Origin of the sequence: Saccharopolyspora erythraea NRRL 2338, from assembly GCF_000062885.1 — a bacterium.
Lineage (GTDB): Bacteria > Actinomycetota > Actinomycetes > Mycobacteriales > Pseudonocardiaceae > Saccharopolyspora_D > Saccharopolyspora_D erythraea.
Genome location: NC_009142.1, coordinates 5,863,170 through 5,876,767, shown reverse-complemented (window position 1 = coordinate 5,876,767; position 13,598 = coordinate 5,863,170). Strand labels below are relative to the sequence as shown.

Genomic DNA, 13,598 nt, shown 5'->3' with positions numbered 1-13,598 from the left:
TGTGATGGACCCTTGAGGTTTCCTGCCACGGTGGTGGTGGGGTGGGGTTTGTCGGTGGCGATAGCGGTGGGGAAACGCCCGGTCCCTTTCCGAACCCGGAAGCTAAGCCTGCCAGCGCCGATGGTACTGCACTCGACAGGGTGTGGGAGAGTAGGACACCGCCGACAATCAACGAGGAAGTAGGGGCCGGTCGGCCCGTCCCAGAGGGGACGCAACTGGCCGGCCCCTATTTTCGTGCGCATATTCGATCAAAAGCACTGCAAGTAATCCGTACCGGCACGTGATCTGGCGTGGCCGGGACCCGCCGCGACCCGCTTCAGCGTGGGTTTACGCTGGTGGGAGTCAGTTTCACAGCGTTCAGGAGGTCCGGTGTCCGGTTCCGACGACAGGTACGGCGGGTCCCGCCGTGGGGCCGGTTCCGGCCGAGGCGGCCAAGGTGGCCGCGAAGGCTACGGCAACCGCAGCTCTGGCGAAGGGCGTGGCGGCGGCGCGCCGCGTCGAGACCGAGAAGGCGGACCCCAGCGCTGGTCCGGTGACCGTGACAACAACCGCGGTGGACGTGACCGGTTCGAGAACCGAGGCGGCCAGGACCGCCGCTCGGGCGGGTACCGCGACGACCGGGGCGGCCAGCGCCGCGGCTCCGGGTACGGACGCGACCGCTTCGGTGACGACCGCAAGCCCTACGGCAGCTCGAACGATCGGGCCCCTCGCGACGACCGCGGCCGGGGCGACCGTGACGGTGGCTTCCGCGGTGGACGCTTCTCCGACGATCGGCGCCCGGGCGGCGACCGCGGTGACGACCGCCGCGGTGGTCCGCGTGGAGACCGCGCCGGCGGCCGGCAGGACAACCGCCGCGATTTCGGTGACCGCCGCGACTTCGGCGGGCGCCCCCGCCGCGACGACTCGAAGCGCGACGACCGACCCGGACGCCGCTTCGACCGCGATGACAGGCGAGGTGGCGACGACCGCGGCGGACGCCCCGGTTTCGACGATCGCGGTGGCAAGCCCCGTTTCGACGACCGCGGTGGCAAGCCCCGTTTCGACGATCGCGGTGGCAAGCCTCGCTTCGACGATCGTCGCGACAAGCCGCGTTTCGACGACCGCGGCGGCCGCCCCCGGTTCGATGACCGGCGGGACAAGCCGCGTTTCGACAACCGTGGAGACAAGCCCCGCTCTGATGACCGAGGCGGCCGCGGACGTTTCGACGACCGCAAGGACCGCCCCCGCTTCGACGACCGCCGTGACAAGCCGCGCTTCGACGACCGCCGTGAGGGCGGCCCCCGCCGGGATCGAGGCCGGGACTTCAGTGGCCCGCGCGACAGCAGGCGTGACGACCGCCGCGATGACCGGCGTAACGACGGCCCAAGGCAGGGCGGCCGCCGCTTCGACGACCGTCGTGACGACTTCCGCGGCGGTAACCGCAACGACGAGCGCCGCCAGGGCGACCGTCCCCGCGACGACCGGGGCGAGCGCCGTCGAGATGACTTCCGACGCGACGACCGTCCCCGTGACGACCGCGGCCGTGATGATCGCCGTCGTGACGACAGGGGCGAGACCGACCGGCCCCGCCACGACCGTCCACGGGATGACCGCCCCCGCCAGGGCGACCGATCCGACCGGGGCTGGGGCGGACGCCCCGGCGACGACCGGCGCCGTCCGGACGACCGGCGAGGCCGCCGCGACGATCGCGCTCCACGTGGCCGCGACGACCGGCCGCGCCGGGAGGAAGCAGCCCGTGAGCAGAAGGCTCCGGAACAGCCCGAGGAAGCCGCGGTCCCGGAGAGCCAGGCACCCGAGCTTCCCGAAGGCGCGACCCCGTCGGAACTGCACGGTGACGTCAGGCGTGAGCTGCGTTCCCTGCCCAAGGGACTGGCTGACAAGGTCGCTTCGCACCTCGTCGCCGCCGGACAGCTGATCGACAGCGAGCCGGAGAAGGCCCTCGCGCACGCCCGCTACGCGCGGCACCGTGCCTCGCGGATCGCGTCGGTCCGGGAGGCCAACGGACTCACCGCCTACCAGATGGGCGAGTGGAGCGAGGCGCTGTCGGAGCTGCGTGCCGCGCGCCGGATGGCCGGCGGCCCCGGCCACGTCGCGATCCTGGCCGACTGCGAGCGCGCGCTCGGTCGCCCCGAGCGGGCCATCGAGCTCAGCCGGAGCCCCGAGGCGGCCCAGTTGGAAGGTGCGGACGCCGTCGAGCTCCGCATCGTCGCCGCGGGGGCCCGCCGCGACCTCGGCGAGATCGAGGCGTCCGTGGTGAGCCTGCAGATCCCGGAGCTGGACCCGCAGCGCCAGGAGCCCTGGAGCGCTCGGCTGTTCTACGCATACGCCGACAACCTGCTCGCGGCCGAGCGGACCCAGGAGGCGTTCACCTGGTTCGTCCACGCCGCGCACGCCGACGACGAGGGCGAGACCGATGCCCCCGAGCGCCTCGACGAACTGGTCGTGCTGCTCGGAGGTCCGGAGATGATCGAGGACCTGGTCAACGAAGCCGAGGCCCAGGAGTCCGTAGTCGAGGAATCCGAGCTCGACGAGTCCGGAGCCGACGACTCCGGCGTCGAGCCGGCCGAGGTTGAGACGTCCGCGACAGCCGAAGCCGAGTCGGAGCCGGCCGAGGTGGACGAGCTCACCGGTCCGCACGACACCACCTTGCTCGACACCGATGTCGAGCGAGGTATGCAGGTCACGGAGTCCAGTGCCGTCGACGAGGACGACGAAGCCGCAGTGGACCAAGCCGATGCCGACGAGGTCGTCGATGCAGACGAGCGCAACGCCCCTGCCGGAGCGGAAGAGCTTGTCGAGGCCAGCGACGCGGAAGCTGACGGCAACGCATCCGCTGATGAGGGCAAGATCATCACCGAGGGCGAGGTCGCTGCGGACGGCGACACGATTGCGGATGGCCAAGAAACGGCAGCGGCAGAAGTAGCAGCTGAGTCGGCAGTGGCGGCTGAGCAGTCCGAGCAGCCGCCCGAGGCACCCGCGACCGCCGAGAGTGCTGTCCCGCAAGCGACCGAGAGCGAGAAGCGGGACCGGACGCCGGGAGACGTCGAAGCGCCGTGAGTGAGACGTTGCTCGACGGACACGACGTGGTCCTGCTCGACCTCGACGGCACGGTGTACCGAGGGGGCGAACTCGTTCCCTCGGCAGCCGGGTCCGTTCAGGACGTGCGGGGACGCGGCGTCAAGGTCCGGTTCGTCACCAACAACGCGGCCAAGAGCCCGCAGGCGGTCGCGGACCACCTGGCCCGGCTGGGACTCCCGACCGAGCCGGTCGAAGTGAGCACCAGTTCGCAAGCGGGCGCGGCCGTCCTCGCCGAAAACCTGCCCGAAGGCGCGAAGGTCCTGGTGGTCGGCACATCGGCCCTCGAGTCCGAAGTGGACAAGGTCGGGCTTGTTCCCGTACGCGAGGTCGGCGAGGAGCCGGTCGCCGTGGTGCAGGGACATTCCCCAGACACCGCTTGGAAGAACCTCGCCGAGGCTTGCCTGGCCATCCGCGCGGGCGCGCTGTGGGTGGCGTGCAACGAGGACGTCACACTGCCGACCGAGCGGGGTGAGCTGCCAGGCAACGGCGCGATGGTCGCCGCGCTCAAGGCCGCGACCGGTCAGTCGCCGACGGTGGCGGGCAAGCCGGAAAGGCCGTTGCTGGACAACGCCGTCGTGTCCGCCGGCGGCACCCGGGCGCTGATGGCCGGTGACCGGCTCGACACCGACATCGCCGGTGCCGTCCGGGCCGGGATGACCTCGCTCATGGTGCTCACCGGCGTCCACACGCCGGCCGACCTGCTCGCTGCCGGACCGGACAAGCGACCGGACCACGTCGCCCCCGATCTCAGTGCGCTGCACCGTCCGGGCGCGGAGTCGGTCGTCGCCGAACAGCCGGAGTGGAAGGTCCGGGTGGACGACACCGTCCTCGAACTCGCATCCAACTCCGGCAAGGACGATCCGCTCGGCGCCCTGCGCACCATGTGCGCCGTGCGCTGGCGGCACGGCTCCGGCGCGATCGCCGTCCGAGGCGCCGATCCCCACGCGGACTCCGCTCTCAGGACACTCGGGTTGAGCTGACGAAGGACACGGCCAGGCTGCGGTGTCCCGGCGTGGACATTCCGCTAGCGTGGACATGTCGACGCAGGGACGCGTGCGGCATGATCGATGGGAGCGGGAGCAAATGGCCTCTCCAGGACGGTTCGACGGTGCTCCGGCGCCGAATCCGGCGATGTTCGCGGCACAGGTCCAGGGTGACGACGGCCAGGCCGCGGTGCAGGCCATCGAAGCCGCCCTTTGCAGGCTCGACGAGGTCGGTGACCTTCCGGTGCCCGAGCACGTCGAGCGCTTCGAAGCAGTGCACACCGCGCTCACCGACGCCCTGAGCAAGGCCGACAACCCGCATTCCGGTACCAACGGCAACGGGAGCTGAGCAGTGCCACGCAAGGCGCGGTTGGACGCCGAACTCGTTCGACGCGGACTCGCCCGGTCCAGGGAGCACGCTTCCGAACTGGTCGCGGCGGGCAGGGTGAGCGTGCGCGGGATGGTCGCCCGCAAGTCCGCCACGGCGGTCGAGCTCGACGCCCCCGTGCTGGTCGCCGAGGACGTCGACGATCCGGGCTGGGCCTCCCGCGGCGCGCACAAGCTCCTCGGCGCCCTGGAGGCGTTCGAGCCGGAAGGTTTTCGCGTAGATGGCCGCCGGTGCCTCGACGCTGGCGCCTCCACGGGCGGCTTCACCGACGTGCTCCTGCGCCGCGGAGCCAAGGAGGTCGTGGCGGTCGACGTCGGATACGGCCAGCTCGTCTGGAAGCTGCAAACCGATGAACGGGTCAAGATCCACGACCGCACCAACGTGCGCTCCCTGACCCCGGAGGAGATCGGTGGCCAGGTCGAACTGGTCGTCGCCGACCTGTCGTTCATCTCGCTGAAGCTCGTCCTGCCCGCGTTGATCGCGTGCGCGGCCGAGGGAGCCGACATCGTCCCGATGATCAAACCGCAGTTCGAGGTGGGCAAGCAGCGTCTCGGCTCGGGCGGGGTCGTCCGTGATCCCGATCTCCGAGCCGACGCGGTGCTCGAGGTGGTGCGCTTCGCCGAGAACAGCGGCCTCGGCCTCCGAGGGGTCGTGGCCAGTCCGCTGCCGGGCCCGTCCGGCAACGTCGAGTACTTCGCATGGCTGCGTGTCGGCGAAGGAGCAGGCGCGGTGGACGCTGACGAACTCGTCGCCGAGGCGGTGCGCAGGGGGCCGCAGTCCGCGGCCAAAGGCGTCGACAACGACGTGACCAAGGCGAGCAAGCAGTGGTGAGGGAGTGACCCTTGACCCGAGAGTTGCTGCTGGTGGTGCACACCGGCAAGCAGTACAACCTGCGGACCGCTGAGAAGGTCGCAGGCCAGCTCCTCGGCGCGGGCATACGGGTGCGCGTGCTCGCCGAGGAGGCCGCGGAGCTCGACCCGGCCTGCTACACCCAGGCGGTGAAGACCGGCCCGCTGGCCGCCAAGGGCACCGAGCTCGTCCTGGTCCTCGGCGGCGACGGCACGCTGCTGCGCGCCGCCGAGCTGGCGCGGATGGCGCAGGTCCCGGTGTTCGGGGTGAACCTCGGCAGGGTCGGATTCCTGGCCGGGGCCGACTCCGACGCGCTCGACGAGGCGGTCAACGCCGTGGTGGAGGGCTGTTACCACGTCGAGGAGCGGATGACGGTGGAGATCACCGCCTCTCTCAACGGTGAGATCCTCGCCACCACCTGGGCGCTCAACGAGGCCAGCGTCGAGAAGAGCAGCCGCGAGCGCATCCTCGACGTGGTCATCGAGGTCGATGGCCACCCGGTTTCGGCGTTCGGCTGCGACGGTGTGCTGTGCTCGACGCCCACCGGCTCCACCGCGTATGCGTTCTCGGCAGGCGGGCCGGTGGTCTGGCCGGAGGTGCAGGCCCTGCTGGTCGTGCCGAGCAACGCGCACGCGCTCTTCTCCCGCCCGCTCGTCGTCTCCAGGGAGTCGCTGATCGCCCTGGAGATCGCGCAGAACGGCCACGACGCGGTCCTGTGCTGCGACGGACAGCGCCACTTCGACCTCCCTGCCGGAGCCCGCGTGGAGGTCGTCGCAGGCAACACCCCGGTCCGCCTGGTTCGCCTGCACGACACGGCCTTCACCGACCGGCTGGTTGGCAAGTTCGAGCTGCCGGTGCAGGGCTGGCGCGGGCCCGTGACGGACTGACGACCTCTCGAATGCGCTCTGACTACTGAGAACGGCGAGATCGGCGGTGCGCGAGGACTTGGCCGACTGATCGCTCCGCTCGCCCGGAGCGCGTTGATCGGGCTGGCGGCGCCCCGCCCGAACGGCGGTGCGGCTAGGGTGCTTGGTGTGTTGGCGGAGATGCGCATCCAGGGCCTGGGCGTCATCGACGACGCTACGCTCGAACTTCACCCGGGTCTGACGGTTGTCACCGGCGAGACCGGTGCGGGCAAGACGATGGTGGTCACCGGGCTGCACCTGCTCGGCGGTGGCCGGGCGGACGCGTCGCGCGTTCGCTCCGGAGCCCCACGCGCGGTGGTCGAGGGCCGGTTCGAGACGACGCCGGAGTCGCCGGCCGCCAAGGTCGCTCGGGACGCCGGAGCGGAACCGGACGAGGACGGCAGCCTGATCGCGGTCCGCAACGTCAACGCGGACGGCCGCTCCCGAGCGCATCTCGGTGGCCGCTCGGTGCCCAACGCAGTGCTCTCCGAACTCGCCGAGCAGGTTCTCGCGGTGCACGGGCAGAACGACCAGCTTCGGCTGTTGCGCGGGGGAGAGCAACGCGCGGTCCTCGACCGGTTCGCGGGCGACTCCGTGCTCCGGCCGTTGGCCGACTACCAGCGCACCCGGTCCGAATGGGCCGAGGCGGTGCGGGAGATCACCGAGCGCACCCAGCGCTCGCGGGAGCTGGCCCGGGAGGCCGACCTGCTCCGTCACGGGCTGTCCGAGATCGACGCCGTCGCCCCCGAACCCGGTGAGGACACCGCGCTGGTCGACGAGGCCCGTCGGCTCGCCGACGTCGACCAGCTCCGGGAGATCGCCACGGGCGCACAGATCGCGCTGAGCGGCGCCGTCGACGGAGATCCGGACGCGCCCGGCGCGATGGGACTGATCGGAGATGCCCGACGCCGTCTCGGTGGCGCTGAAGACCCCGTGCTCAGGGAGATGGAGCCGCGGGTCGCCGAGGCGGCAGCCGTGCTGGCCGACGTCGGAACCGAGCTCGGCGGTTACCTGGACCGCCTCGACGCCGACCCGGCGCGGCTGGAGCAGGTGCTCGCACGGCAGGCGGAGCTCAAGCAGCTGACGAAGAAGTACGCGGCCGACATCGACGGCGTGCTGGATTGGGCCGAGGACGCCCGGCAGCGGCTGTCCGGGATGGACACCTCCGACGAGGCGCTGGCCGCACTGGCGGCGCGCCGCGACGAGCTGGCCGCCGAGGTCGCCGAGCACGCGCAGATCGTGTCGGCGGGGCGTGCCGAGGCGGCTGTGCGGCTGGCCGGCGCGGTGACCGCGGAGCTGGCCGGCCTTGCGATGTCGCAGGCGCGGCTGGAGGTCGTCGTGCGTCCGAGGGAGACCGACGACTCCGACACGTCGGCGTTGACCGTGGACGGCCGGACGGTGCACGCCGGTCCGGACGGGGTGGACGAGGTCGAGCTGCAGCTGGTGGCGCACTCGGGCGCCCCCGCGCTGCCCATCCACAAGGGCGCCTCCGGTGGTGAGCTCTCGCGCGTGATGCTCGGCCTGGAAGTCGTGCTCGCCGACGCCGACACGGTGCCGACGCTGGTGTTCGACGAGGTCGACGCGGGTGTCGGCGGGCGCGCGGCGGTGGAGATCGGTCGCCGCCTCGCGCGCTTGGCGCGGACCCACCAGGTCATCGTGGTGACCCACCTCCCGCAGGTGGCCGCGTACGCCGACCGCCACCTGGTGGTGGACAAGGGCGCGAGCGACGGCGGGCTGACGCGCAGCGATGTGCGCACCGTCGCGGACGAGGAGCGGGTCGCCGAACTCGCCCGGATGCTCGCCGGACTCGACTCCACCGAGACCGGCCGTGCGCACGCCGAGGAGCTGCTCGCCACCGCGAGCTCGCACAAGTCGCGCGACGGCTGGACGGAGAACGGCGAGAAGTCCGGACGGCGCGCGAAGAGGACCGCGGCACGCAGCCGACGCTGACCAGGCGCAGAACCGTTCGATCGCGTTGACAATGCGACAGACGGCGTAATGTTCCCGGCGTGGCGTGACGACCGCACGTGATCGGTTTGTCACCATCTGCGCATGAGGTTCAGCAGACTGCTTTCCCGGGACAAGGAGCGTCTGCCCGGCGTCGTCGGGATCGCCAGGGTCGAGCGCAGGCCGGGTGATCTGCTGCGGCGCGTCAGCGCCGGCGACATCGCCATCCTGGACCAGCCGGATCTCGACCGGCGAACGGCGGAGGCGTTGGTCGCCGCGGAGGTAGTCGGAGTCGTGAACGCCTCCCCCTCCATCTCCGGGCGGTTTCCCAACCTCGGCCCTGAAGTCCTGCTCTCCGCCGGTATCACGCTCGTCGACGGGGCGGGGGCCGCGATCATGCACCGCCTGCGCGACGGCGCGCGCATCCGGCTGCACGAAGGCGGGATCTTCGTCGGCGACCGGGAGGTCGGCCGCGGCAACGAACAGGACGCCGACTCGGTCGCCGACCACATGATCGAGGCCAAGGCGGGGATGGCCGCACAGCTCGAGGCCTTTTCCGCCAACACCATCGAGTTCCTCCGCAGGGAGCGGATGCTGATCCTGGACGGGATCGGCGTTCCGGATCTGACCGTGGCGATGGAGCAGCGCCACGTGCTGGTGCTCGCTCCCGGGCAGGGTCACGCCGAGGAGTTCAAGCGGCTCAGGCGATACGTCCGGGAGTACCGGCCCGTGCTGATCGGTGTCGAGCGCGCCGCCGACACGTTGCGCGCGCTGGGCTACCGCCCCGAAGTCATCGTCGGCGACCCCGCCGACATCAGCACCGACACCCTGAAGTGCGGTGCGGAAGTCGTGATCCCTGCGCATATCGACGGTCACGCTCCCGGACTCGAACGGATACAGGACCTGGGCATCGGGGCGGTGACCTTCCCCGCCGCGGGCAACCCGGAGGACCTCGCCCTGCTGCTGGCCGAGTCGCACCGCGCGAGTCTGGTGGTCACCGTCGGGTTCCAGGCGACCCTGCACGAGTTCCTCGACCGCGGCCGCTCCGGCTCCAACCCCTCGACCTTCCTGACCCGGCTGCGGCTCGGAGGCAAGGTCGTGGACGGCACCGCGCTGACCACGCTGCAAAGCAGCAGGACGCCGGTCAGCGCGGTGCTGCTCCTGGCGGTGGCGGCGCTGGCGGCGACGTTCATCGCCCTGGTGGCATCCGGGCTCGGCTCTTCGTACTTCGACGTGCTCGCCGACACCGGCAACGCCGTCTTCGCATACCTCAAGGGGCTTTTCACGTGATCTCGCTGCGATACCACATCGTGTCGGTCGCCGCCGTGTTCCTCGCGCTCGCACTGGGGGTCGTGCTCGGCTCCACCTCGGTCAGCGAACGCCTGCTCTCCAGCGTGGTGGCGGACCGGGACTCGTTGGACGGCCAAACCGAACAGCTGCGCGCCGAGCGGGACGCGCTCAGGGCGCAGGTCGAGGGAGCCGACCGGTTCGGGCGGGCGATCGGTCCCGCCGCGGTGCAGGGTCAGTTGAACGGGCGAACGGTCGTGCTGATCAGCGACCACCGGGTGGACCCGGCGGATCGCGACGCCCTCAAGGAGCTGCTTTCGGCCGCCGGAGCGTCCGTGACCGGCGAGCTGCAGCTCACCGACGGTGTCACGGATCCGTACCGGGCGGACCAGCTCCGCCAGGTGGTGAACGAGCTGCTGCCCACGGGGGTGCAGGTTCCCGCTTCGGCGGACCCGGGAACGCTCGCGGGCGGACTGCTGGGGCCCGTCAGCCTGCTCGACCCGAGGGCCGGCCAGCCCCACGCCTCCGCGGAAGAGCGAACGGCCGCGCTCGCCGGACTCACGGCGGGCGGCTTCGCCCACGTCGCGCAGGAGGTGAAGCCGGCGCAGGCGGCGGTGGTGCTGACCCGTGCGCGCGTGGAGGACGAGTCGGCCGGTGCCCGCTCGGCGATCCTCGCGAGAATGGCCACCCAGCTCGACCGATCCGGTGCCGGAACAGTCCTCGCCGGTACCGCGGGTTCGGCCGACGGCAGCGGCCCGGTCGGCATCGTCCGGGCCGACAACTCCATCGCATCGTTGGTGTCCACCGTGGACAACACCGATACGGCCGCAGGACGGGTCGCCGTGATCATGGCTTTGCGGGAGCAGTTCGACCGCCAGTCCGGTCACTACGGCAGCGCGGGCAACGCCCAGGGGGCGTTGCCCGGTTCGCGAGGCTGACCGGGGACGAGCCCGGTAGCCGGATCCTCTGCCCGCCCACCGCGGTCGACGGTGGGCGGGCAGAGGCGTGCCGGGCGGCGTGTTCGGGGCGTGCCCGCCCGGCCATGGGATCCGGCGCTCAAGGGGGAGGGGGCCTGCGCCGGATCGTGGTCTGAGGTCCATGCACCAGATGATCCACGGGAATTATTCGATTTGCTCGAATTCTTCAAACAATCATTCGAACAGGTGGTATTCCTGGACTGCCGAGCTGGGGCTCGGGAAGGTGGAGTCATGACATCGACATCCGCCTCCGCTCCTCTCTCGGTTACTGCCTCTGCCTCCACTGCCGCCGCAGTCCACGACCCCGGCGAGGTGGCGACCTCGCCTCGGGAGGTCGCGCCCTCCCCAGGGGCGAAAATGGTGAGCCCGACCCTGCGCCGCCGGGTCCTCGCGTCCGAACTCAAGCGACTCCGCCTGTCGGCCGGCCTGACCCACGTCGACGTGGCCCACCGCCTCGGTTGGCAACAGGGAAAAGTCAGCAAGATCGAGAGCGCCAAGCAGGGCGTGGGAATCGACGCCGTCATCGCTCTGGCCGAAGTGTGCGGTGCGACCCCGCAGCAGCGGGAACGGCTGGTGGAGCTCGCACGCGAGGCCCGCGCACGAGGTTGGTGGGAGGGCTTCGCAGATGTGCTGCCTACCGAACGCAAGGTGTACGTGGGGCTCGAGGCGGAAGCGAACGTGATCCGAGGCTTCGCCGCGGAACTGATCCCGGACCTGTTCCAGACCCGCGACTACGCGGCGTCGGCGATGGGACGCGGTGCCTCGGCTCAGGGCTCGATTCTTGAACGAAGACTCGAGCTGCTCCTCCAGCGGCAGCAGCACGTGCTCGAGGACCGCGAGACCGAGTTCGACTTCGTGCTCTCGGAGTCGGCGCTGCACCGTGCTTCAGGGGCGGAGCAGCAGCTCAGCAGGCTCTTGGAGCTAGTCGCTCGCCCGGAGGTGCGGCTCCGGGTCCTGCCGTTCTCGGCCGGGGCGGTGCCGGTCGAGGCGCCGTTCTCGATCCTGGAGTTCAGGCAGAACGCGCACCCCGACATCGTGTTCGTGACCGGGCGCGTCGACTGCGTCTACTTCGAGGAGGCTCCGGAGGTGGCGGCGTACCGCGAGGCGCTGGCCGAACTGGAGGCGCTGTCGATGACACGCGAGGATTCGGCGGCGTTCGTCGAGGAGGTGGTGGGCCGGGGCGCGAGCTGAGGCAAGGGGCGTTCGGTGTCGACCGTCACCAGGTGGGATTGCGACGGGCTGGCCAGGTCGTGCACACGCCGTGTCCGGGGCAATGGACCCGGATGGCGGTTGACCTGCCGCATCCAGCGGGCCCGGCAGCGTTGGGGCTTGGTGCGACCCGCCGCGGCCGTGCGATAGGCTGGAATTCCGTGGGAGCGACGGATCCAGCCGTCCTGCCAGCGCAGAACATCAGCCCGGCGACGGCTTGACCACGGGGAGCTTTCTTGGTGCCGCAAGCACGCACGATCAAGCACGTGTTCGTCACAGGGGGCGTGGCCTCCTCTTTGGGTAAGGGGCTCACGGCGTCAAGCCTGGGCGAACTGCTGACTTCCCGCGGGCTGCGGGTGACCATGCAGAAGCTCGACCCCTACCTCAACGTGGACCCCGGAACGATGAACCCGTTCCAGCACGGTGAGGTCTTCGTGACCGAGGACGGCGCGGAAACCGACCTCGACATCGGCCACTACGAGCGGTTCCTGGACCGCGACCTGACCCGCAACGCCAACGTCACGACAGGCCAGGTCTACTCCGCGGTCATCGCGAAGGAACGCCGCGGCGAGTACCTCGGCGACACGGTGCAGGTGATCCCGCACATCACCGACCAGATCAAGGCACGGATCCGGGTGATGGCCGAGCCGGACGAGGACGGCCGCACGCCGGACGTGGTCATCACCGAGGTCGGCGGCACGGTCGGCGACATCGAGTCGCTGCCGTTCCTGGAGGCGTGCAGGCAGGTCCGTCACGACGTCGGCCGGGACAACTGCTTCTTCCTGCACGTCTCGCTCGTGCCCTACCTCGCGCCTTCCGGTGAGCTGAAGACCAAGCCGACCCAGCACTCGGTGGCGGCGCTGCGCAACATCGGTATCCAGCCCGACGCGCTGGTGTGCCGGGCCGACCGGGAACTGCCCGAGGACCTCAAGCGCAAGATCGCGCTCATGTGCGACGTCGACTCCGACGGTGTCGTCGCCTGCCCGGACGCGCCGTCGATCTACGACATCCCGCGCGTGCTGCACAGCGAGGGCCTCGACGCGTATCTCGTGCGGCGTCTGGGCCTGCCGTTCCGCGACGTCGACTGGTCGGTGTGGGGAGACCTGCTCGACCGCGTGCACAAGCCGTCCGAGCGGGTGCGCATCGCTCTGGTGGGCAAGTACGTGGACCTGCCCGACGCCTACCTCTCGGTGACCGAAGCGCTGCGTGCCGGCGGATTCGCCCACCGGGCCAAGGTCGAGATCGCGTGGGTGCCCTCCGACACCTGCGAGACCGAGTCCGGCGCGGCGCACGCGTTGTCGGGCATGGACGGCGTGCTGATCCCGGGCGGCTTCGGCGTCCGGGGCATCGAGGGCAAACTCGGTGCGATCCGCTACGCCCGTACCCACGGGATCCCGACGCTCGGCCTGTGCCTCGGCCTGCAGTGCATGGTGATCGAGACCGCGCGTGCGCTGGCGGGGTTGGAGCGGGCGAACTCGACCGAGTTCGAGGAGCCGTGCCAGCACCCGGTGATCAGCACCATGGCCGACCAGCACGACGTGATCTCCGGTGACCGGGACATGGGCGGCACCATGCGGCTCGGTTCGTACCCGGCGAAGCTGGTGCCCGGCTCCGTGGTCGCCGAGGCCTACGGCGAGACCGAGGTGGCCGAGCGGCACCGTCACCGCTACGAGGTGAACAACTCCTATCGGGACCGACTGAGCAAGGCCGGGCTGGTGTTCTCGGGCACCTCGCCGGACGGCCGGCTCGTCGAGTTCGTCGAGTTGCCCCGCGACCAGCACCCGTTCTTCGTCGGTACGCAGGCGCACCCGGAGCTGAAGAGCAGGCCGACCCGCCCGCACCCGCTGTTCGCGGCTTTCGTCAACGCCGCGCTGGAGTACCGGGCAGCGGAGCGGTTGCCGGTGGACATCTCCGACAGCGTTCAGGAGTCCACCGCGAGCGTGTAGCCGCGGCGAACAGGTCGGGCGGCTCGGGA

At 70.8% G+C, this 13,598-nt stretch carries 11 protein-coding genes and 1 rRNA gene; 11 read left to right on the top strand and 1 reads right to left on the bottom strand.

Translation table 11 applies throughout. The features are described 5' to 3' along the window. The first annotated feature begins 50 nt into the window (after positions 1-50). Positions 51-167, top strand: a 5S ribosomal RNA gene (rrf, locus tag SACE_RS25350). Positions 168-357: 190 nt separating this feature from the next. On the opposite strand, the gene SACE_RS25345 is transcribed toward rrf, so the two are convergent. Further along, on the bottom strand, positions 358-1,947 hold the full coding sequence (locus SACE_RS25345; RefSeq protein WP_044547563.1) for a hypothetical protein: 1,590 nt from the start codon (positions 1,945-1,947) through the stop codon (positions 358-360). Positions 1,948-2,019: 72 nt separating this feature from the next. On the opposite strand from SACE_RS25345, the gene SACE_RS25340 reads away from it, so the two are divergent. The 10 genes from SACE_RS25340 to SACE_RS25295 all read left to right on the top strand — a co-directional run bounded on the left by SACE_RS25340 (position 2,020) and on the right by SACE_RS25295 (position 13,569). After that, positions 2,020-3,057: a hypothetical protein gene (locus SACE_RS25340; protein WP_021341836.1), complete on the top strand. Its 1,038-nt coding sequence runs from the start codon at positions 2,020-2,022 to the stop codon at positions 3,055-3,057. Then, on the top strand, positions 3,054-4,058 hold the full coding sequence (locus SACE_RS25335; protein WP_009942359.1) for an HAD-IIA family hydrolase: 1,005 nt from the start codon (positions 3,054-3,056) through the stop codon (positions 4,056-4,058). Before SACE_RS25340 ends, SACE_RS25335 begins: the two co-directional genes overlap by 4 nt. Before the next feature lie 103 nt (positions 4,059-4,161). Further along, positions 4,162-4,410, top strand: coding sequence for a hypothetical protein (locus SACE_RS25330; protein ID WP_372491169.1), 249 nt, complete (start codon positions 4,162-4,164; stop codon positions 4,408-4,410). Positions 4,411-4,413: 3 nt separating this feature from the next. After that, positions 4,414-5,280: a TlyA family RNA methyltransferase gene (locus SACE_RS25325; protein WP_021341837.1), complete on the top strand. Its 867-nt coding sequence runs from the start codon at positions 4,414-4,416 to the stop codon at positions 5,278-5,280. Between the two features lie 11 nt (positions 5,281-5,291). Next, positions 5,292-6,185, top strand: a complete 894-nt coding sequence (locus SACE_RS25320) for an NAD kinase (RefSeq protein WP_011874651.1) — start codon at positions 5,292-5,294, stop codon at positions 6,183-6,185. A 147-nt stretch (positions 6,186-6,332) separates the two neighbouring features. Continuing rightward, complete coding sequence (gene recN, locus SACE_RS25315; protein ID WP_009942364.1) at positions 6,333-8,153, top strand: DNA repair protein RecN; 1,821 nt, start codon at positions 6,333-6,335, stop codon at positions 8,151-8,153. Positions 8,154-8,255: 102 nt separating this feature from the next. Continuing rightward, positions 8,256-9,440, top strand: a complete 1,185-nt coding sequence (gene steA / locus SACE_RS25310; protein WP_009942365.1) for a putative cytokinetic ring protein SteA — start codon at positions 8,256-8,258, stop codon at positions 9,438-9,440. Continuing rightward, complete coding sequence (locus SACE_RS25305) at positions 9,437-10,375, top strand: copper transporter (RefSeq protein ID WP_009942366.1); 939 nt, start codon at positions 9,437-9,439, stop codon at positions 10,373-10,375. The genes steA and SACE_RS25305 overlap by 4 nt, the downstream gene beginning before the upstream one ends. A 396-nt stretch (positions 10,376-10,771) precedes the next feature. Continuing rightward, positions 10,772-11,605, top strand: a complete 834-nt coding sequence (locus SACE_RS25300; RefSeq protein WP_009942367.1) for a helix-turn-helix domain-containing protein — start codon at positions 10,772-10,774, stop codon at positions 11,603-11,605. Between the two features lie 257 nt (positions 11,606-11,862). Then, positions 11,863-13,569 (top strand): CTP synthase, encoded by a 1,707-nt coding sequence (locus SACE_RS25295; protein ID WP_011874648.1) that lies wholly within the window; start codon positions 11,863-11,865, stop codon positions 13,567-13,569. Positions 13,570-13,598 lie beyond the last annotated feature (29 nt).